Genomic DNA, 17758 nt, shown 5'->3' with positions numbered 1-17758 from the left:
GGAAAGGCAGGACCATGTCGACGGCGACAGAAGACCACGCGGAAAACGCGTACGACGGCGGGTTGTCACCCGCCATGCACGAACGCGTTCTTGACGCAGTGGGCGTGGCTATCGCGTCCGGCGCACTGGCGCCGGGAAGCCGTCTGACCCTTGAAGGCCTGCAGCAGGAATACGGCATATCGCGGACGGTGGCGCGGGACACCATGAAGGTCCTCGAGTCCATGAACCTGGTTTACTCACGCCGGCGCGTGGGGATCGTGGTGCAGACCCCGGACCTCTGGAACGTCTATGACCCCAAGCTGGTGCGGTGGCGCCTCGCATCCGATCGCCGGGCGCAACAGTACGCCAGCCTCACTGAGTTGCGCATCGCCGTCGAACCCATCGCCGCTGCCGGCGCCGCACGCCGGGCCAGCGCCGCGGAACGCACCCAGCTTGTGGCACTGGCCGCGGACCTGCGCCGGCTCGGTGAGGCCGGCGAGCTCGAGGGGTTCCTGGCGGCCGACATCGCCTATCACCGGCTGCTGCTGAAGAGCTGCGGCAACGAGATGTTCTCGTCGCTCGAAGGCATGGTGGCCGAGGTTCTCACCAGCCGCACCCATCAGGGACTCATGCCGTTCAAGCCGCGGCCCGAGGCCCTGGACGCCCATGAAGAAGCGGCCGCGGCGGTCGCGGCCGGGGACGCGACGGCGGCGGAGAGCGCCGTGCACCACATCCTGGACGAAGTGCGCGAAGCGATGGGGCTGCACTAGGCGCTGACTGAGCCTGCGGCCCCGCTGGTTGAGCCTGTCGAAACCAAGCCTGTCGAAACCCCGGCGCTGGGAGCATAATCTTAACGCCGCTCAAAAACTTCTAAGTGCCCTGCACGCGAGCGGTCAATTCACCGGCCGGCCCATCGGGCTGCCGGCATTTGGGGAAGGTGGGCCCGCTCGGTCCACTGCTTCCTACCCTTACCGAAATGGGAAAACCGGTCTCAGAGGGTTGAGAAGAAAATGTTGTATCGCAGCAAAACAGGACTGATCTCCATGGCCGCGGCTGCTGGCCTGGCCGCAGGACTTATGCCCGGCGCTGCCGCCTACGGGAGCTCCGCACATGATGACGACGACCATGACTCGAAGCTCACCTCGCAGCAGCGCAAGCTGGTCAGGACGCTGAAGGACGTTACCGAGGACTACCGTTCGCTGGAGGAAGCGATGGAGGACGGTTACAAGAAGGCGTCCGAATGCGTCGACAAGCCGGGTGTTGGAGCGATGGGATTCCATTACGCCAAGAACTCACTGATCGATGGCAAGACCGATGCCCGCAAGCCCGAAGTGCTGGTGTACATGCCCAACAAGGACGGCCGGTACAAGCTGGTTGCCGTCGAGTTCCTCTCCACGGCCAAGACGAGGCCGGAAATTGCAGGCCTGAAATTCGAGAATGGCCCGTTCCCCGGGACTTTCGCGCTGCACGCCTGGGTCTGGCGGGACAACCCCGACGGCATGTTCGCGGCCTACAACCCGGACCTCAAGTGCCCGAAGAAGTAGCCCAAGACTGGCAGGAGGCCGGCAGTTCTGCCGGCCTCCCGCCGTCGTTCTTTCGCTCTACCAGAGCCGGGCGCTGGAGTAGGGCACGCTGGGCAGGTCTCCCGCGTTCCACGACTCATGGGAACGGACACGCGGATGGTGTCCCCGGCCGTCGGTGAGGACGGAGCGGACGGTGGCGGTGACAACCCAGAGTCCGGTGAGAAGCAGGATAACGAGCAGTGCCATGATGTTTGTGCCTCGAGTGGTTGTGTGCGGATGGGGTGATTTCAGTGTCCGCGGCCGGCGTGTGAGCAAACGTGTGAACGCCCGCTGACGCAGTGGGAGGCCGGGGCTAAAATGGCGCGTATGGCCGGCAGCACCATTCGGCTCCTCGGTCCGCCGGCGATCGAGTCCGCTGGCACCTCTCCCCTGCAGCCCAGGGGCCGCAAGGCCTGGGCCGTGCTTGCCTACCTTGCCCTCCAGCCGGACGGCGCCGGGCGGCCGCGGCTGGCTTCGCTGCTGTTTCCGGACGCCGCCGACCCCCTCGGTGCCCTGCGCTGGAACCTCTCGGAGCTGCGGCGGACGCTCACCGGTGTAACGCTCGACGGCGATCCGCTGCGGCTGGCGCTGCAGCCACCGTGGCGCTGCGACGCCGTCGAACTCGTCGGGGCGGGTGCCATCCCCCGCCCCGACCCCCACAGCCTGGACGGCCAACTGCTGGAGGGGCTGTCATTCGCCGACTGCCCGGTGTTCGATTCCTGGCTGGCGGACCAGCGCTACCGGCTGGAGAACTGCGCGCAGTCGCTGCTCTACGAGTCCTCGGTGTCCGCGCTGGCTTCCGGTGATCCGGGGGAAGCAGCGGAGCTGGCTAGCCGGGCGCTGCAGCGGGACCCGTTCCACACCGACTGCAACGCCGTGCTGGTCCGGGCGCTGGTGGCAATCGGTGAGCACCGGCATGCCCGCGAGCACGTGGCCAAGTGCGCCAACCTTTACCGCGATGAACTGGGCCTGCCGCTGCCGCCGGAAATCCGCCGGGCACTGTCGGCTGCGGCCCCGGAGACCGACCCTGGAGTTCCTGCCACCGGGGCCACTGTCCGGTCCTATCTCGACGCCGGCGGCGCCTCGCTCTCGGCCGGAGCCGTGGACCGGGGGCTGGATCAGCTGCGGCTCGCCGTCGTCCTGGCCCAGCGCACCCCCGACCGGCACCTCCTCGCCGAGTCGCTGGTCACGCTAGCAGGGGCGATGATCCACCAGGCGGGCGGCCGCGGCGCGGAGGTGGCGGATTTCCTGCACCGGGCCCTATCAGCCGAGGCACCGGCGGCGGTGCCGTCGCTGGCGACGGCAGCGGCGGAAAAGTACGACGGCGCGTCCCCCACTACGGCGGCCGCCTACCGCGAGCTGGGGTACCTGTCCGTCCAGCGGGGTGTCCCGGACCGCGCCGCCGGCTGGCTGGAGCGGGCCGGCGCGGCCGCATCGGGGTTCCCTGAGGAGCAGGCCCGGGTGCTGGCGATCCAGGGAATGCTGGCGTCGGACACCGCACGTTACGGCGACGCGGTGGAGGCGCTGACCGCGTCCGTCAGACTGGCCAGGGAGGCGCGGAACCGCCGGCAGCTGGCGTTCAGCAGCGCGCTCCTGGGCCGGGTGTGGCTGCTGCGCGGCGAGCTGGAACCGGCGGCGGAGGCCCTGGACCGCGCACTGGGATGGATCCTCGCCGAGCACTGGACAGCGTTCGAGCCTTTCGTGGCCGGGGTACGCGGCGAAACCTACCTGGCTGCGGGAGACCTCGAGGCTGCCGCAGAAATGATCGACCGGTCGTGGGTGATGGCGGACCTGGCCGGGGACCACTGCTACATGGCTCTCGCCGCGGGGGCGGAGGCGCGTCTGTTCCTCGCGCACGGCGACCTTGCCGCGGCGCAGCACTGGGTGGACCGGGGGATGGAGCCCAAGCCCTGGTACCTCTGGTATTCGGCCCGGCTGCTGGATGTTGCGGCGGAGGTGGCCATCGCGGCGCGGGCCGAGCGGGCCGTCGAAGTGGTTGAGCGTCTCGGAGCATTGGCGAGCCGGAGCGGGATGCGCGAATTCGTGGTCCGGGCGCAGTCCCACCACGCCTTACTCGGCGACAAGGCTGCCGCCCAGGCCGTCCCCTGGCTGGCGAAGGAGATCGACAGCCCAGCGCTGACGGCGTTCCTGGCAGCCCGCGGCCAACTCTGACGGGCCCCGCTGGTTGAGGCTGTCGAAACCACGGGACCCGCTGGTTGAGCCTGTCGAAATCGAGGGGATCAGCGCGCCTTGATTTCGACAAGCTCAATCAGCGGTGACAAGCTCAGTCAGCGGCGACCGGCTCAATCACTGCCTATCCCCCGCTGCTCAGCCCCTGCACCTGAAGCAGGAACTTTCGGCCACCGCCCGTCAGCACAGGACGGTCGGAAAAGCCTCCCCCGGGAGCCGTCAGTTGCAGGCATTCCAGGGTACAGCGGCTGCGGAGGTACATGTCTCGGCCAAGGTCCAGCGGGATGCGCGTCTCGGTCTTAGTACGAAACCCTTCGACGGTGAGGGTGTCGGCAATGATCCGTGCCCGCTCATCCCAACGCGGCGTGGTGCCATCGAGCAGCCACTGCACCAGGAGACCGTTCACCGTGACTGCCGCTTCCTCCGGAGGGTTGCCGACGGCGTTGGCGAGGTAATCCCAGAGGGGCCGGCCGCCGTCGGACATTTTGCGCCCCGCGGGCGTAAGCAGCAGCCGGCCCTTGGACTTCCGGAGCAGTTTCCAGGCCTGCAGCTGCCCCCGGAGCCGCAGGACGGGCGGAGTCTGGACCTCGCGGTTAGCCTTGCCGGACCATCTGTCACCGAGGCCGAGGGCTTCAAAGGTTTCCCTGACGAAGGCCGGTTTGAGGTAGCCGTCCTGGGTCAGAGGCAGTCCGACGGCGGGAACCTGGGACAGGAACCAATGGACAGAATGGACGACGGCGTCGATCTCGCCATCCGTGGGCGGCTCAGGCCACAGCTGCAGGGCGAGCTCGTCCAGGCGGGCGTTGAGCGCGCTGGCGTCGAACACGGTCGGCGCGAACGTTGTGGCGTCCTCGCCGGTGGCGAACTTGTACCAGCCCGCAACATCCTCGTATTCCGGGTGCCCGGGGCCGCGCAGGACTTCAACGATCCGCCGGTAGCCGGATGAACCGCCTGAGTCTTCCACCGGCCCGCGGTTGGCGCCGTCTGTGCAGTGCAGGGTCTTCTCGGGAAGCTCTGCGGGCCCCATCAACTCGACGGTGTGCGTCCAGGCATCACCGAAGTCGTATTCGTATTCGAAGTCGGAGGCTCCGGTCTTCTGTGCATCCAGAAGTTCGAAGAGCGCGACGCGCGACACCGGCTCAGCATCGATGTCATCGGCCGCTTCGTCCGGGCCAACGATGACGCGCCGTTCTCCGCGGAGGTCAGTGCAGCGGATCCCGTAGAGGTGCCGGTTTTCCCACCCGAAGGCCGCTTGAAGGACGCGGTGGAATTCCGGAATGGTGATGGTTTCCGGCACCTGAAGCCGCCGCCAGATCTCGGGTTCGGCGCCTTCGATGCTGATGCGCAGGTCGAAGGCAGGGACGGCGTCGGTCGATTGCATGATGGCCATTGTTCCAGAGCGCGTAGGGTCGTGGCGCCGGCCTTGCAGCACACCCGGGTTAACAAAAGCAGGGCCCGTCATAAGACGGACCCTGCTCGAAACCTAACGGTCCCGGTTCTCTAGAAAATTAGAGAGCCTGGATGTTGACGGCCTGGGGACCCTTGGGGCCCTGCTCGGTTTCGAAGGAGACCTTCTGGTTCTCTTCGAGGGAGCGGAAGCCGCCGGAGTTGATCGCGGAGTAGTGCGCGAAAACGTCCTGCGAGGAGTCATCGGGGGAAATGAAGCCGAAGCCCTTTTCAGCGTTAAACCATTTGACGGTACCAGTAGCCATTATTTTTGTCCTTCGTGAAGGTGGAGGAACTGTCCCGACTTTCGGGTCCTCCGGTGTGGGGTGTTCAAAACCGCTACTTCAGAAGAACGCGGACTTTCGACCGCGCGTACTGCCTGAACTACACAATGCAAACACAACAACGAAATCAACTGTACAGGACAATTTCGGCACTAGGCGACAAAGTTGAGCAAACAACCTTTCAAGGCCCAGCCGGGCCCGTCGGCGGAACCTACTCCTGCCCGTTCCCGTCCAGCGCCGGGCTGTACGGCGTGTACCCGGGCCGCAAGCGGACGGACCGGTCGCCGAGCACCGCGATGTCCTCCCACATCACGAAAAAGGATCCACGGTGCCGCCACCGCAGCAGCTGAGGCAGCGGCCATGGCTGCGTGAGACTGTTCCGCTCGTAGCCCAGAAACGACGACCAGCTGTGCGGGCTGATCACCAGGCCCAGCAGCCGGGCGTCGGCCATCAGCCGGTGCGGGGCGCCATTCACCACAAACCGGGCGTCAGCCACCCGCCCCAGCCGAACGCCGTCGTCGTCATGCACCGGAGTACCCAAGAGATCACCGAGGATCACGGCGGCCTCCCGGAATCCGGGCGATGATCTTGTCGCGGATCCAGCGCTCCACCCAGTCGGCGTCGAGGCCCTGGCCGCTGACGCCGAGCCGGACCACCACGCCGACGCTGGCCACGTCCGTCCACGGGACCCGGATCAGACGGGACGACGGCGGCCTGCCGCCAAAGATGCGCGTCCCCAGGACGGGGCCGGTCAGCAGTGCGGTGAGAACCGGGGCCGGTGTTCCTGGCGGGATTACCGTCCCCACAGGAGTCTCAGCTTCTCCCTCGGGGGCGCCGAGTTCTAGTTCGTCGACAGTGGTGACGGGGACGCCGTCGCTGTCCAGGACCTGGCGGTCCAGCAGGTGGAGCTGGGCGTCCAGTGTCTGCCCGGCTACGGGAGGAACCGGGGACAAGGGACCAGAGCCCAGAGGGCGGGGCGTTTTCATGCGCCGGCTCCTGTCACGATCATCAGGGGTATGGCCGCCAGCGAGGCCACGAGGATCACCACGAGGTAGACCATCGCCACTGCGTTCACGCCGCGGCCGTTGACGTGTCTGCCCATGTACTGCGGGTCGTTGGCCACGATCAGGATGGGCAGGTAGGTCAGCGGCAGCGCCACGGCGGAGAACACCACGGAGTATTCGGTGACCAGCACGGGGTCCACGCCGGTGGCCAGCACCCCGAGGCCCACCAGCAGGCAGATGATCATGGCCAGATGGAACCGTGCCGCCTGCGCCGGCGAACGGAACTTGCCCCAGGACCAGCCAAAGAATTGCGCCAGCGTATAACCGCTGGACAGCGTCGTCTCCAGGGCCGCGCCAAACGTCGCGGCCACAATGCCCAGAAGGACGACGGCGAGCCCCAGTTTCCCGGCGCCCTCCGCCACCGGAAGGATCACCTGGGGAGAGGGACGTGACGGAGATTCCCGCCGGCAGGAGCACGACGGCGGCGCATCCGGCGATCGCGACGGACAGCAGCCCGCCGAGCGGGAACCCCACCAGGACGTTGATCCGCGACTGGATCAGGTCCTTGATCTTCCACCCCTCCTCCACAGCGCCGGAGGAAAAGAAGAACACCTCGTACGGTGTCATCGCGGCGCCGAACAGGGCGATGGCGAAGTACCAGTAGGTGGCTCCGGTTTCCTCGGCCGGGACGGCGGGAATGGCCTGGCTGGCCAGGTTGCCCCAGTCGGGCTTGAGCAGGAACAGTGCCACGGCGAACACGATCAGGGTCAGGCCCAGAAGCCCCGTGACGTTTTCCATGATGGAAAACTTGACCCGCCAGATCACCAGCCATACCGTCACCGCCGCCAGTGGAATCCAGAGGAGATAGTTGACGCTGCTGGCCAACTGCAGAGCGAGGGCGATGCCGCCGATCTCCGCGGTCACCGTCATCAGGTTGATGAGGAAGGAAGCGGACAGGTTCGCCAGCCCGGCGCGCGGCCCCAGCCGTTCACGGATCACCTCGAAGGTGGCCCGGCCGGAGGCGGCCGCCACCCGCCCGGACATGTTGGCGAACACGCAGATCCCCACGACGCCGACCGCCACCACCCAGATGAGGGACAGTCCGAACCGGGATCCGACGACGGCATTGGTCACCAGGTCGCCGATGTCCACAAAGCCGCCGATGGCCGTCAGGATGCCGAGGGCCACACCGAGCAGGCGCTTCATTTCCCGCCCGCTTTCGACTTCAGCCCGTTCAGGGCTTCCTCTGCCGCAGCGAGCGCCCGGTTCCCGTCCGAAAGGGCCGGCCCGCCGTCGTCGGACGACACGGCGTCCCGTGCAGTGGTGAGGCCGGCAGCCGAACTGTCCAGCACCTTCAGCGCATCCTCCCGCACCTGCCGGTCCTCCGGGGAGGTGGGTGAGAGCCGCAGGACGGTGTCGCGGCTGGTCTGCAGTTCCTTGAGGGCGTCCTCGAGAGCGGTGGAAGTGGCGGCACGGGTGAGCTTGCCGTCTGCGTCCTGCCGGATGGCGAGCCGGGCTGTGGCGATGGCGGAGGCGCTGTCCTCGGCGGCTGTGGACACGGTGTCCGTGACGGAGCCGGAGCAGGAGGTGAGGACGGCGAGCGCCCCGAGGCAGGCAACGGCGAGGAGTGCCCGGCGGCCTGTCCGCGCTCCGGCTGGCCTGGTCAGCACCTTTCCTCCAGCCTCCGGGCAGGCCCGGATCGTCCGAATCGCCGCACTGCAGACAGCCGCACATTTAGTTGCCTTGAGCTAGGTATAGCACTGCGGGCCAGCAAAATTTAGAGGGCCGGGTGGGTGAAATTGGCGCGGCTGCCTGACAGTTGGGCCCGGCCCGTTGACGGTAGCCGGTGCCGACAGGCGGGCGTATGATCCGGGGCATGGGATGGCGCACGGCCAATTCCCACATCTTCTGCCCGAGCACTGCTACCCGGAGGCGCACCGATGGAAATGCCCAAAGCGACCGAGGCTGACAAGGAGCACTTCCGGGCCGTGGTGCCCGACCATCCGGAGGTGGTCATCAAGCCGATGTTCGGGAACCTCGGGGCGTTCGTCAACGGCAACATGTTCGCCGGGCTGTTCGGGCCGACCATCGGCATCAAGCTTTCCGACGAGGACCGGGAGGCGCTCGAGTCCGGGGAACGCACCGTTCCCTTCGGCCCGCCCGAGCGCCCCATGGGCGGCTACACAGGCCTGCCGGAGATCTGGAACGAAGAGGGTGAGGGCGACGACGCGCGGGCCAGGGCCTGGACGGAGAAGGCGTTCGCGTACGTCGCCAGCCTGCCGCCCAAGGCCGCGAAAGAGCCCAAGCCGAAGGCCGCCAAGAAGTAGCCGCGCACCCTCCGCGTGCTCAGGGCGAGAGTTGCGCCGCAAGGCCCGAGAGCAGGATGCTCAGTCCTTGATCAAGCTCAACGTCGCCGTCGTACTCGGCCAGGACTGGGCCCAGTGCCCGCAGGTGCGGAAATTCCTTTGCCGGCAGGTGGTGCAGACCGAGGCGAAGGATGGCTTCGTTCTCGTCCGGGTCCACGATGTATTCCTGGAGTTCGTTGAGGATGTGGCCGTAGAGGAATCCGTAGTAAGCGCGATAGACGTGCAGGGCGTCGGTTGGTGAAAAGCCCGCCGCTATCAGCAGGGCCAGTATTTGTTCGAGCGGGCGCAGTGTGCCCAGCGGACGCAGGCCCAAAGGAGTGGACAGGGGCCTGGTGACGAGCAGCGGCACGACGTTAGGGTGCCGCAGGGCCAGGAGCCGCAGATCGTGCCCGATCCGCCGAAGCTGGGCCTGCCAGTCGCGATCATCGACAAAGATGGTCAACTCATTGAGCACCATTTCGGCAACCCCATCCAGCAGAGCAGCGCGGTTGGCCGCGTAGCGGTAAAGGCTCATGGGGTCCCGCCCGAGTTCCTGGCCCAACCGGCGCATAGTGAGGGCATCCAGGCCCTCGGCGTCCACCAATTCCAACGCGGCAGACAGGACGACCTCCCTGCTCAGGCGCGCCTTCCGAGGACTCAGAGCTTTGGTGGTGCCTTCGGGGGAGGCCATAGAGGAACCGTCCTGTTGTTTCGCGTCATCCCCATGCGAGGGATGTTCTAGGTTTGCTTACAGAAGAGTCTACGGCTAAAGTCTACAGCGTAGAGAACTTGTCGACATGGTTTCAGTAGAGGGATCAGAGTTTGCATAGCCGTCCAGGCTGCTCACATCACCTTCAGGAGAACCAATGACTTCTCAAACCACGACGTTTCAATGCCAATGACGCGATGCAGTACATCACCTGACTCACACGCGGTCTGATGATTGCCCGCGGCCTTGCCATTGCCGGCAACCGCGCCCACAACAACCACGGCTAAAACGCACCTTGCAGGCACACACCGCCGGGAAATGGTTGATCCTGACGGACCATCCTGACCGGTGCTGCGCCAGAGTCATATGCCTCACCTATGTACTAGCTTGCCGGAGCATCATTAAGGTCATTGTTCCGGCAAAACGCTCGATGCCCCGTGCAAGGCATTGGAGTTTCAGCCGCTGTAGCCGAACGGCGGACACCCGCACCGTAGTGAAAAGAGCCATCATGGCACATTCACAGTTCGACCAGTTCCTCAGCGAAGCCACCTATTCTGACCGGGAGTCCGATGCGACTCTTGACAGGGATTCCTTTTACGGCATGTACACCAGCTGGTGTTATCTGTCGGGTAACGCTCCGAAATCGGAGCACGCCTTCTGGGCCGCTATGAAACAGCGCGTCAGTCCCGGCCAGTGCCTGAGGATGAAGGGCCCGGCCGCCGCGGACTTTATCCTTTCCAGTTACCAGGCTGTGGTGTGAGCCTCCGGATATGACCACAACCTCGAACACTTACATCCCCCGTGGCGCCCATCAGCCACGGGGAAGCAGCCCTGGTGCCTTGGGTGCGATACCGACGTTCATTTGTTGGTTGAATCCCCAGCCGTCACGGACGGGCGGACAGGCATTCTGGCCGTCGCCCTCCACTGCTCCAGTTGCGGCCTGTCCAGGGTCTTTGACACCACCGCGGAATACATCGCCACCGTTCCTCCCCGTTCGGGGTCAAAGCATGAGGATCTGGTCCACCGCAGCGAAGGGTATTTTCACTGCGGGTTCCAGATGGAGCTGCCCCGCTAAACCACCACCTGCCCCGGGCGCCTTTGCGACGGGATCAACAAAGGATCAATCATGACGAACACCCTTCACAACGAACCACTAACCACCGCCGTTCTGGGGAAAAAGACTCCTTTCTGCATCGATACTTTTGATTTGACACCGGCAGGTCTCTCCGATGCCCCGGCCAACCAAGAGGACTCAGGGAGCATCGTCCATACCGGAAACAGCTAAACACCCGCCCGCCCGCGGTGCGCCCCCTGCTGACACCACCCGCACCCAACCGCTTGAGGCAGCCATCGCCGGCGGCAGGTGCGGCACATCGACCTCCTATGCCTGCCGTTATCCCTGCGTTTCGACAGGCGCGGGGGCACCCGCGGCTGAGTCATCGAGCCCGTGTCGACGTGCGCCCAGGACGCGTTCGGACACTTTCGCCTCCATCTGGGCGGAGAAGGGACCGAGCCATCCGTCCACGGCCCAGGCAGTTTCCTCCTCGATAAGGTGTGCATTGATCATCATTCCCGCGGAGGTGCCTTCGGCCGCAGCCACGATGACCTGCGCCGCGATGTTGGAGACGTTACCCGCGACGTAGAGGCCCGGGACAGCTGTTGTGCCCATGGGGCCGGGTTCAAGGAAGCTCGCCATGCCGGACGGGTGCTCCTGCGTCGTAAGTCCGAGGGACTCGAACAAACCAGCTCGTGCCTCCATCTTTGTTCCCACGGCGAGGGCGTGCAGATCGAAGCTGCTGCCGCCGGTCACCGTCACGCCATTGAGGACGCCGTCCGCCGCGTCCACGGAGGTTACGGCCCCTTCGACCACGCGTACGGATCGCGCTGCGAGCTTGTCCCACTCTTCCTCCGTGGGCGCCACGGCGTCATTGAGGAAAAGCGTGATGTCTTCTGACCACTGCCGGAACAGGAGGGCCTGGTGGACGGAGAGGGGGTTTGTACCGAGGACGCCGATGCGCTGTCCACGAATTTCATAACCGTGGCAGTAGGGGCAGTGCACTACGCCGGCGCCCCACTGCTCGGACAGGCCCGGAATTGCGGGCAGACCATCGACCAGGCCGGTAGTCAAAAGCAACCGGCGCCCCACCACCTGGCGCCCGTCAGCCAACACCACCTCAAAGCCCTCGGCGGTTCGCCGGGCAGTAGTGGCTTCGGCACCGATGATCGTTGCGCCGTAGGACTCCGCCTCCGAACGTCCGGAGGCGAGCAGAGCATGGGGGCTCATTCCCTCGCGGGACAGGAAGCCGTGAACGCCCTGGGCCGGAGCATTGCGCGGCGCTCCAGCGTCAATGACGACGACGGCGCGAAGCGCGCGGCCGAGGGTGACAGCCGCACTCAGCCCCGCGGCGCCGCCTCCAATGACGACGACGTCATATCGCTCGCGGAGGGCTCGACCTGTAACTGACATGGTGGTTCTCCTTCTGTTCTGCGGGTACATCCAGCATCGAGCAGCAATTCAAGAAACTGCAAGCGAGTTTGCCAGTGTGGCAAACTAGATCAATGACCTCAGACCTGGACGCCGTCCTCGACGCCGTAGGACCCCGACTGCGTGCCCTCAGGGGCCAGCGCAACCTGACGCTCGGTGACGTATCCGCAGCGTCAGGCATTTCAGTGAGCACACTGTCCAGGCTCGAGTCGGGCCAGCGGCGCCCGAACCTCGAGATCCTGCTGCCTATCGCCCAGGTGTACGGGGTGCCGCTCGATGATCTCGTCGGAGCCCCACCAACCGGTGACCCGCGCATCCACCTCCGCCCCATCAGGCACCACGGGAAAACGGCCATCCCGCTGACCCGGCGCCCTGGGGGTGTACAGGCGTTCAAGATGGTGCTCGACGGCACCGCGCGCGGCACCGAGCCGGATCTGCAGGTCCACGAGGGCTATGAGTGGCTGTACATCCTGAATGGTTCGTTGCGCCTAGTCCTGGGTGACAGCGATTTCGTGCTGGGGCCAGGCGAGGCGGCCGAGTTCGACACCCACACACCACACTGGTTCGCCAGCGCCAACGGACGGTCGGTCGAATTCATCAGCCTCTTTGGGCAGCAAGGGGAGCGCATGCACGTCCGGGCCCGACCGAAAACGTCCAACGCGCAGCCGGAATAGACAGCTAGCCAGTCGATTGTGCCTTGGGTGGTGAAGCGCCCGTATCACGCCGCAACCCGGCTGTAGGCTGGGAAAATGTCAACCGCACTCATCCTGAAGCTCGTCATCACGGCAATCACGACCCTGCTTATTGCAGCGATTACCTGGTGGGCGCGGAAGCACCCGAACCGGTCCAAGGAGTACCCGGAACAGGTTCGCATGCCCAAGATGGTGCCCTTTGTGGGTTGGCTTTTACTGAGCGTGGGGCTCCTCATGGGGCTGTTCGCCTTCGCGTCGGCCCGCGCCCCTCTCGGAGCCCGTATCGCTTCGGTGGCTATCGTCCTGGGCGGGATCGCATTCGTGGCGATGTACCGCAACTTTTACGTGGCTCCGCGCGCCTATGAGGTGGCCTTCCGCAGCGTGCTCGGCAAGGAACATGTGCTGCCCTACAGCGATATCGCCCAGTACCGGGTGCAGGTAATGAAGGGCCAGCCGTACCTGACGGTCAAGTCCATTCACGGTGTGAAGCTCAGCCTGAACATCAGGGCTTACGACATGACACCCCTGCTCCAGGCCATTGACTTCCACGAAGCCACCGGCCGCTGGCCCACCCGCGCCGGGGTCAGCGCAGAAGGCCTCGGTAAGTGACGAGCTAACTGAGGCTATTGCCCACCGTTCATCGCGGGTTCTAAAATTAGACAACTTAGTTTTAGAAGGTGCGTCATGAAAGCGGCATACCCGCAAACAGCCTCGAAGCAGCGGGGCGGCGGTTGAGATGGACTGGCAAGGCTGGGCGTTGTTCGGGCTGCTCGCCACCACAGCCCTGACCGCGGTGATGATTGCCTTCCAGATGGCCGGCTGGACCCGGCTCGACCTGCCCCTGGTCCTGGGCAGCCTGGTCACCCCGGATCCGGACAAGGCACGGATCGCCGGCTTCTTCATCCACCTCGCGGCAGGGCAGGTCTTCGCGCTGGGCTACGCCGCGGTGTTTGCGCTGCTGGGCCAGGCAACGTGGTGGATCGGGGCGCTGCTGGGACTCCTGCACGTCGCCGTGGCGCTGACCGTCATCCTGCCGCTGCTGCCCGGCATCCATCCCAGGATGGCCAGCACCAGGGCGGGTCCGGGCAGCCGGGCTGCACTCGAACCGCCGGGTCTGCTGGGCCTGAACTACGGAATCCAGACGCCGGCGGTGGCCGTGGCGGCCCATCTGGTCTACGGCTCCTTACTCGGGCTGCTGCTCACTGCCGGCTGACCCAGCGAGAGAAGGTGGACGCACCATGGAAGCCAGGCACTGCCCCGCCCTCGCGGACTACGGCCTGCTGGGGGACACGCGCACGGCCGCCCTGGTCTCCGCCGACGGCGGCATCGACTGGCTCTGCGCGCCCACGTTCGACGGCGATCCCGTCTTCGGCGCCCTGCTCGGCGGACCGGACGCCGGCACCTTCCGCGCCGGTCCCGCCCGGGCCGCCGAGCAAATCGTCCGCCGCTACCGGCCGCACACCGCCACGCTCGAAACGGTCTGGGCCACCGACGGCGGCACGCTGACACTCACCGAAGCGATGGTGGCGGAAGTCTCCGGCCGCCTGCTGCCCACCACCCTCCTCATCCGGCGGCTGGAGGCCGACGGCGCTCCGGCGGAGGCCGCCGTCGAACTTAACCCCCGCTTCGGCGAGCGCCATCTCCACCCCCGCATCCGGCGGGACCGGCACCTGGTCTGCGAATGGGGCGCCCTGGCCATGTCGCTCGGCGTATGCGGCGGGGTGCGGGTGGAGCCGGGTACGACGACGGCAATCACGGTTGAGCCCGGTTGTCCCGTGGTGATGGTGCTCGCCCTCGCGTACACGGAACCCCTGGTCTGGGTCGATCCCGAAACCGCGTGGGATCTGGTGGAGGAGGACGAGTCCCGCTGGCGGGAGTGGGCGGCCGGCATCAGCGAGGACGTCCCGTTCCGTGAAGCGGTGCTGCGGAGCCTGCTGACGCTGAAGCTGCTGACCTACTCACCCTCGGGCGCGCCGGTCGCGGCCCCCACCACATCACTGCCGGAGGACCCGGGCGGCATCCGCAACTGGGATTACCGGTACGCCTGGCCGCGGGACGCCAGCATCGGCATCGCCGCCTTCCTCGGCCTGGGCAAGGACGGCGAGGCCCTGAACTTCCTGAACTGGCTGCTGCACGCGAGCAGGCTGCAGCGGCCCCGGCTGCCGGCGCTGCTGACGCTGACCGGAGGACATGTTCCCCGCGAGCGCACTCTCGAGAGCTGGCCGGGCTACGCCGGCAGCGCTCCGGTGCGGGTGGGCAACGGCGCCGCGCACCAGCACCAACTCGACGGCTACGGCTGGGTCCTTGACGCCGCGTGGAACCTCGTCCGGCAGGGGCACCGGCTCAATTCGGAGACGTGGCGGGCCATGCGCAGCTTCACCGATCTCGTAGCGCGGCGCTGGCCGGAGCCCGATGCCGGCATCTGGGAAATCAGGGCCGACGCGGCGCACCACGTGCATTCCAAGATCATGGGCTGGCTGGCCCTGGACCGGGCGCTGCGGATCGCCCGGAACCACCGCATCAGTGCGCGGCGGCGGCGCCGGTGGGAAAGCGCGCACGAAGCACTTGCCGCCGACGTCAGGGCCAACGGATTCGACGCCGCGAAGAACACGTACACCCGCTCGTACGGCTCGGCTGATCTCGATTCCGCCCTGCTGATCCTGCCTGTGACCGGCTTCGAGGCACCGGACTCGGACCGCCTGCGGGGCACGGTCGATGCGGTGTGGTCGGAGCTTTCGGCCGGCTACCCCTTCCTGTACCGCTACCCTCCGGGCCAGGACGGGCTGCCGGGCGACGAGGGAGCTTTTCTGCCCTGCTCGTTCTGGCTCGCCCAGGCACTCGCGCTCACGGGACGGACAGCGGAGGCCGCCGAACTGTTCGGGGCCCTCATTGAGCACGCAAGTCCGCTGGGCCTGTTCAGCGAGGAGATCGATCCCGGTTCGGGGGCCCTGCTCGGCAACTATCCGCAGGCGCTGACACACGCCGCGCTGGTCCAGGCAGCGCTGGCCCTCCGCTCCGTTGCTGCCCGGGAGCAGTTCGTCGAAACCGAACCCGCCGTCAGGTCCCGGGCGCAGGCTAACCCTCCGCAGCCGGTTCCCCGTCCAGCGGAACGTAATCGCCGTGCCGGTGGACGATCTTCCACTCCCCACCTTCCCGCCGATAGACGTGGGTGACGCGGAGCTTGGTTGACTGGGGCGGCCCGCCGTCGACGGACAGGTCCGCCCGTTCGAAGCCGACCGTGTAGGCAAGGTCTCCGCTGGCTCCGGCGGCCAGCAGCTCGAAACTGTAGGCGGTGCAGTCCGAGAACCGCGCGGCTACCCGGCGGAACGTCTGGCTGACGGCGTCCCAGCCCAGGTTGGACATGCCCATCGCGCCCAACAAGGTGACAGGTTCGGAGCGTGACCACAGTGCCATTCGGGGCTCCGCATCTCCGTTGTGTATGGCCGTTTCCGCCGCGATCTGCCGGTCAAGCATCGCCGTCAGGAAGTCCTCAAGCTCGCCCATTCCCGTCTCCTTCGCACATTTTCCAGGGCTTTGCCGTCAGAGTGGCAGTTCCACATGGCGGCGTCAACGGACATGTTGAGCGTGCCGAAACCGGGCCCGCAGACAACGCCCGTCCCGCGCTTTAGAATGAGGATTCACAGGCAGGTGCGCAGGCGCTCCTGCTTCGTTCGTGGCGGTGTGGAGCTGCCCTGGACGGATCATGAACGGGGACGATTGATCATGAGTGACGGCGCACCTGACTCCGGATCAGAACCCCGCGCCGTCCCGCCGCGAAAGCCGCCTGCTCCCCCGCGTATCGGAACACCAAAGGAAAGCCCGACGGCGGCCAACGGGCCGCCTGCCCCGCCCACCATGGCGGTGGCCAGCCGGGAGGAAAGTCCCGCGCTCGACAACTACGGGGAGTTCATCGCGCGGCTGGACGCAGCCGCCGGAAAACTGACTCCGCGTCGGGATGCCCTGGCCACGGCCCTCGGCGCTGCGGAGCTGCTCCTCGCCCAGACCAGACAGGCCTCGAGCTGTGGGGCCAGCGCCTCTCGCTGATCAGCCAGCTCCTGGCCCGGCACAGCGGAACCGATGAGGCGCGCAGATACAGCACTTTGAAGGAACTTCATGACGTTGCAGCCAAGATGGAGCGGATGTTCACCAGCCGCACTCAGCGCATCCAGGGAGTCTGCCACTCGATCCGGGCCCGCCAGGACCGGATCAACACGTCGCTGTTCGAGCTGGAGAAGAGCAGGGTCAAGCTGACGTCGTCACGAATGCTCGCGCTGGAGCGGGACAACCTGCGGAAGGTCGCCGATGACCTTGCCGTCTCCCCGGAGGGCACCAGCCTCGGCTTCCCGGATCCGGGCCTACGGGAAAGCCTTCGCGAAGCGCGGGAAGCAATCATGCTGGCCGAGGCCCTGCTGGAAGTGAAAGGGAACTGATCATGGCAACTCCACGGACTGAGTCCCGGGAAGTCTGCAGCTTCACCTCCAAGCAGTGGACGGGCAGGCCGGGCGAGGAAGCGGGCGGCATATTTGGCCGGTTCTCCGTCATCGGGTTCGTCGTGTGCCTGATCCTGATGCTCTTTGTGCCCGGCCTTCGGGACGTCGGCGCCACAATGCTGTTTGTCGGGCTCTTCGCCACCGCCTTCACGGCGCTGGGCATCCGGGCCAAGAGTGCGAGCGAGCGGGCGTTCCTGCAGCGGCTGACCGGGACCGTCAATGACGTGATTCTTGAACTGACGGCGGACCGGACCCAACAGCTTTCGGCTGACGGGCTCCGCTCACTGCTCCTCGACGGCGGAAGCCTGCCACTGTCCGTGAACGGCGTGTCCGTGCTGCACCTGAAGGTCATCGCGCCGCGCTCACCGAAGGCACAGCAGAATGCCAAGCCGAAAGCTGATGGAATCACCACCACGCGGATCGTCATCGCAGCCACCCCGCCGGATTACGGCATCCGCAGCTTCGACCGGCTCCTGGAAACTGCCACCAGCGATCCCGGCTTCAATTCGGCCGCCTCCTAGCGCAGGGGCCACCCCGCCCCGGAGCGCGGGACAAGCGGGCGCGCCCGGCCA

The 17758-nt window shown here is 66.3% G+C and carries 24 protein-coding genes and 1 pseudogene; 14 read left to right on the top strand and 11 right to left on the bottom strand.

What is annotated here, in order from left to right:
- The first annotated feature begins 14 nt into the window (after positions 1-14).
- Both ACHMXB_RS01575 and ACHMXB_RS01570 read left to right on the top strand, forming a co-directional pair.
- Positions 15-749 carry a FadR/GntR family transcriptional regulator gene (locus ACHMXB_RS01575; protein WP_395402195.1) on the top strand — a complete coding sequence of 245 codons (735 nt, stop codon included), beginning with the start codon at positions 15-17 and terminating at the stop codon, positions 747-749.
- 273 nt (positions 750-1022) lie between these two features.
- Entirely contained in the window at positions 1023-1523 is a 501-nt protein-coding gene (locus tag ACHMXB_RS01570; protein ID WP_395402193.1) for a hypothetical protein, read from the top strand.
- Between the two features lie 57 nt (positions 1524-1580).
- Here ACHMXB_RS01570 and ACHMXB_RS01565 read toward each other — a convergent pair whose 3' ends face one another.
- On the bottom strand, positions 1581-1748 hold the full coding sequence (locus ACHMXB_RS01565) for a hypothetical protein (RefSeq protein WP_395402191.1): 168 nt from the start codon (positions 1746-1748) through the stop codon (positions 1581-1583).
- Positions 1749-1868: 120 nt separating this feature from the next.
- Here ACHMXB_RS01565 and ACHMXB_RS01560 point away from each other — a divergent pair, with 120 nt between their 5' ends.
- Positions 1869-3713: a tetratricopeptide repeat protein gene (locus ACHMXB_RS01560; protein WP_395402189.1), complete on the top strand. Its 1845-nt coding sequence runs from the start codon at positions 1869-1871 to the stop codon at positions 3711-3713.
- 142 nt (positions 3714-3855) lie between these two features.
- Here ACHMXB_RS01560 and ACHMXB_RS01555 read toward each other — a convergent pair whose 3' ends face one another.
- The 6 genes and pseudogenes from ACHMXB_RS01555 to ACHMXB_RS01530 all read right to left on the bottom strand — a co-directional run bounded on the left by ACHMXB_RS01555 (position 3856) and on the right by ACHMXB_RS01530 (position 8135).
- Positions 3856-5112, bottom strand: coding sequence for a plasmid pRiA4b ORF-3 family protein (locus tag ACHMXB_RS01555; protein ID WP_395402187.1), 1257 nt, complete (start codon positions 5110-5112; stop codon positions 3856-3858).
- Positions 5113-5239: 127 nt separating this feature from the next.
- Positions 5240-5443, bottom strand: a complete 204-nt coding sequence (locus ACHMXB_RS01550; protein ID WP_190606256.1) for a cold-shock protein — start codon at positions 5441-5443, stop codon at positions 5240-5242.
- 229 nt (positions 5444-5672) lie between these two features.
- Positions 5673-6020, bottom strand: a complete 348-nt coding sequence (locus ACHMXB_RS01545) for a PRC-barrel domain-containing protein (protein ID WP_395402185.1) — start codon at positions 6018-6020, stop codon at positions 5673-5675.
- Positions 6007-6447 (bottom strand): hypothetical protein, encoded by a 441-nt coding sequence (locus ACHMXB_RS01540; RefSeq protein ID WP_395402183.1) that lies wholly within the window; start codon positions 6445-6447, stop codon positions 6007-6009. Before ACHMXB_RS01540 ends, ACHMXB_RS01545 begins: the two co-directional genes overlap by 14 nt.
- Positions 6444-7671 (bottom strand): annotated as a pseudogene (locus ACHMXB_RS01535) (Nramp family divalent metal transporter). The gene ACHMXB_RS01540 and the pseudogene ACHMXB_RS01535 overlap by 4 nt, the downstream one beginning before the upstream one ends.
- Entirely contained in the window at positions 7668-8135 is a 468-nt protein-coding gene (locus tag ACHMXB_RS01530) for a hypothetical protein (RefSeq protein ID WP_395402181.1), read from the bottom strand. Before ACHMXB_RS01530 ends, ACHMXB_RS01535 begins: the two are co-directional and overlap by 4 nt.
- 270 nt (positions 8136-8405) lie before the next feature.
- On the opposite strand from ACHMXB_RS01530, the gene ACHMXB_RS01525 reads away from it, so the two are divergent.
- The gene (locus ACHMXB_RS01525) at positions 8406-8792 is read left to right on the top strand and encodes a TfoX/Sxy family protein (protein WP_190606247.1); all 387 of its coding nucleotides are present in this window, start codon (positions 8406-8408) and stop codon (positions 8790-8792) included.
- A 19-nt stretch (positions 8793-8811) separates the two neighbouring features.
- Here the strand turns inward: ACHMXB_RS01525 and ACHMXB_RS01520 are convergent, their stop codons facing one another.
- Positions 8812-9501 (bottom strand): TetR/AcrR family transcriptional regulator C-terminal domain-containing protein, encoded by a 690-nt coding sequence (locus tag ACHMXB_RS01520; protein ID WP_395402178.1) that lies wholly within the window; start codon positions 9499-9501, stop codon positions 8812-8814.
- Between the two features lie 152 nt (positions 9502-9653).
- Positions 9654-9800 (bottom strand): hypothetical protein, encoded by a 147-nt coding sequence (locus ACHMXB_RS01515; protein WP_395402176.1) that lies wholly within the window; start codon positions 9798-9800, stop codon positions 9654-9656.
- 227 nt (positions 9801-10027) lie between these two features.
- Between ACHMXB_RS01515 and ACHMXB_RS01510 the strand changes: the two genes are divergently transcribed.
- The 3 genes from ACHMXB_RS01510 (at position 10028) to ACHMXB_RS01500 (ending at position 10804) form a co-directional block, all read left to right on the top strand.
- Entirely contained in the window at positions 10028-10279 is a 252-nt protein-coding gene (locus tag ACHMXB_RS01510; protein WP_395402175.1) for a hypothetical protein, read from the top strand.
- Between the two features lie 105 nt (positions 10280-10384).
- Entirely contained in the window at positions 10385-10594 is a 210-nt protein-coding gene (locus ACHMXB_RS01505; protein WP_395402173.1) for a hypothetical protein, read from the top strand.
- A gap of 51 nt (positions 10595-10645) precedes the next feature.
- Positions 10646-10804 (top strand): hypothetical protein, encoded by a 159-nt coding sequence (locus ACHMXB_RS01500; RefSeq protein WP_395402171.1) that lies wholly within the window; start codon positions 10646-10648, stop codon positions 10802-10804.
- Positions 10805-10912: 108 nt separating this feature from the next.
- On the opposite strand, the gene ACHMXB_RS01495 is transcribed toward ACHMXB_RS01500, so the two are convergent.
- Positions 10913-11986 (bottom strand): NAD(P)/FAD-dependent oxidoreductase, encoded by a 1074-nt coding sequence (locus tag ACHMXB_RS01495; RefSeq protein WP_395402169.1) that lies wholly within the window; start codon positions 11984-11986, stop codon positions 10913-10915.
- Positions 11987-12078: 92 nt separating this feature from the next.
- Between ACHMXB_RS01495 and ACHMXB_RS01490 the strand changes: the two genes are divergently transcribed.
- The 4 genes from ACHMXB_RS01490 (at position 12079) to ACHMXB_RS01475 (ending at position 15869) form a co-directional block, all read left to right on the top strand.
- The gene (locus tag ACHMXB_RS01490; RefSeq protein ID WP_395402167.1) at positions 12079-12678 is read left to right on the top strand and encodes a helix-turn-helix domain-containing protein; all 600 of its coding nucleotides are present in this window, start codon (positions 12079-12081) and stop codon (positions 12676-12678) included.
- A gap of 75 nt (positions 12679-12753) precedes the next feature.
- Complete coding sequence (locus ACHMXB_RS01485) at positions 12754-13305, top strand: hypothetical protein (RefSeq protein ID WP_395402165.1); 552 nt, start codon at positions 12754-12756, stop codon at positions 13303-13305.
- 127 nt (positions 13306-13432) lie between these two features.
- Positions 13433-13909: a hypothetical protein gene (locus tag ACHMXB_RS01480; RefSeq protein WP_395402163.1), complete on the top strand. Its 477-nt coding sequence runs from the start codon at positions 13433-13435 to the stop codon at positions 13907-13909.
- Positions 13910-13934: 25 nt separating this feature from the next.
- Positions 13935-15869, top strand: coding sequence for a glycoside hydrolase family 15 protein (locus ACHMXB_RS01475; RefSeq protein ID WP_395402161.1), 1935 nt, complete (start codon positions 13935-13937; stop codon positions 15867-15869).
- On the opposite strand, the gene ACHMXB_RS01470 is transcribed toward ACHMXB_RS01475, so the two are convergent.
- Positions 15772-16200, bottom strand: coding sequence for a YybH family protein (locus ACHMXB_RS01470; protein ID WP_395402159.1), 429 nt, complete (start codon positions 16198-16200; stop codon positions 15772-15774). The two genes, ACHMXB_RS01475 and ACHMXB_RS01470, sit on opposite strands and share 98 nt — an antisense overlap.
- Before the next feature lie 219 nt (positions 16201-16419).
- Between ACHMXB_RS01470 and ACHMXB_RS01465 the strand changes: the two genes are divergently transcribed.
- Genes ACHMXB_RS01465 through ACHMXB_RS01455 form a run of 3 tightly spaced genes read left to right on the top strand, consistent with a single transcriptional unit; the run spans position 16420 to position 17707 of the window.
- Positions 16420-16740, top strand: a complete 321-nt coding sequence (locus ACHMXB_RS01465) for a hypothetical protein (protein ID WP_395402157.1) — start codon at positions 16420-16422, stop codon at positions 16738-16740.
- Positions 16741-16796: 56 nt separating this feature from the next.
- On the top strand, positions 16797-17126 hold the full coding sequence (locus ACHMXB_RS01460) for a hypothetical protein (protein ID WP_395402155.1): 330 nt from the start codon (positions 16797-16799) through the stop codon (positions 17124-17126).
- Positions 17127-17128: 2 nt separating this feature from the next.
- A complete protein-coding gene (locus tag ACHMXB_RS01455) occupies positions 17129-17707 on the top strand; it encodes a hypothetical protein (protein ID WP_395402153.1) in 579 nt (192 codons plus the stop codon).
- Positions 17708-17758 lie beyond the last annotated feature (51 nt).

Origin of the sequence: Arthrobacter sp. UC242_113 (assembly GCF_044054585.1) — a bacterium.
In the GTDB taxonomy this organism is placed as follows: domain Bacteria; phylum Actinomycetota; class Actinomycetes; order Actinomycetales; family Micrococcaceae; genus Arthrobacter.
The sequence above is the reverse complement of the archived record's forward strand: the minus strand, read 5'-3'. Positions and strand labels throughout refer to the sequence as shown.

What these genes read in the sequence shown, in the direction of transcription:
- ACHMXB_RS01575 (WP_395402195.1), top strand. Translation starts at nt 15, where the DNA reads ATGTCGACGGCGACAGAAGACCACGCGGAAAACGCGTACGACGGCGGG.
- ACHMXB_RS01570 (WP_395402193.1), top strand. Translation starts at nt 1,023, where the DNA reads ATGGCCGCGGCTGCTGGCCTGGCCGCAGGACTTATGCCCGGCGCTGCC.
- ACHMXB_RS01565 (WP_395402191.1), bottom strand. Translation starts at nt 1,748, where the DNA reads ATGGCACTGCTCGTTATCCTGCTTCTCACCGGACTCTGGGTTGTCACC.
- ACHMXB_RS01560 (WP_395402189.1), top strand. Translation starts at nt 1,869, where the DNA reads ATGGCCGGCAGCACCATTCGGCTCCTCGGTCCGCCGGCGATCGAGTCC.
- ACHMXB_RS01555 (WP_395402187.1), bottom strand. Translation starts at nt 5,112, where the DNA reads ATGCAATCGACCGACGCCGTCCCTGCCTTCGACCTGCGCATCAGCATC.
- ACHMXB_RS01550 (WP_190606256.1), bottom strand. Translation starts at nt 5,443, where the DNA reads ATGGCTACTGGTACCGTCAAATGGTTTAACGCTGAAAAGGGCTTCGGC.
- ACHMXB_RS01540 (WP_395402183.1), bottom strand. Translation starts at nt 6,447, where the DNA reads ATGAAAACGCCCCGCCCTCTGGGCTCTGGTCCCTTGTCCCCGGTTCCT.
- ACHMXB_RS01525 (WP_190606247.1), top strand. Translation starts at nt 8,406, where the DNA reads ATGGAAATGCCCAAAGCGACCGAGGCTGACAAGGAGCACTTCCGGGCC.
- ACHMXB_RS01520 (WP_395402178.1), bottom strand. Translation starts at nt 9,501, where the DNA reads ATGGCCTCCCCCGAAGGCACCACCAAAGCTCTGAGTCCTCGGAAGGCG.
- ACHMXB_RS01510 (WP_395402175.1), top strand. Translation starts at nt 10,028, where the DNA reads ATGGCACATTCACAGTTCGACCAGTTCCTCAGCGAAGCCACCTATTCT.
- ACHMXB_RS01500 (WP_395402171.1), top strand. Translation starts at nt 10,646, where the DNA reads ATGACGAACACCCTTCACAACGAACCACTAACCACCGCCGTTCTGGGG.
- ACHMXB_RS01495 (WP_395402169.1), bottom strand. Translation starts at nt 11,986, where the DNA reads ATGTCAGTTACAGGTCGAGCCCTCCGCGAGCGATATGACGTCGTCGTC.
- ACHMXB_RS01490 (WP_395402167.1), top strand. Translation starts at nt 12,079, where the DNA reads ATGACCTCAGACCTGGACGCCGTCCTCGACGCCGTAGGACCCCGACTG.
- ACHMXB_RS01485 (WP_395402165.1), top strand. Translation starts at nt 12,754, where the DNA reads ATGTCAACCGCACTCATCCTGAAGCTCGTCATCACGGCAATCACGACC.
- ACHMXB_RS01480 (WP_395402163.1), top strand. Translation starts at nt 13,433, where the DNA reads ATGGACTGGCAAGGCTGGGCGTTGTTCGGGCTGCTCGCCACCACAGCC.
- ACHMXB_RS01475 (WP_395402161.1), top strand. Translation starts at nt 13,935, where the DNA reads ATGGAAGCCAGGCACTGCCCCGCCCTCGCGGACTACGGCCTGCTGGGG.
- ACHMXB_RS01470 (WP_395402159.1), bottom strand. Translation starts at nt 16,200, where the DNA reads ATGGGCGAGCTTGAGGACTTCCTGACGGCGATGCTTGACCGGCAGATC.
- ACHMXB_RS01465 (WP_395402157.1), top strand. Translation starts at nt 16,420, where the DNA reads ATGAGTGACGGCGCACCTGACTCCGGATCAGAACCCCGCGCCGTCCCG.
- ACHMXB_RS01455 (WP_395402153.1), top strand. Translation starts at nt 17,129, where the DNA reads ATGGCAACTCCACGGACTGAGTCCCGGGAAGTCTGCAGCTTCACCTCC.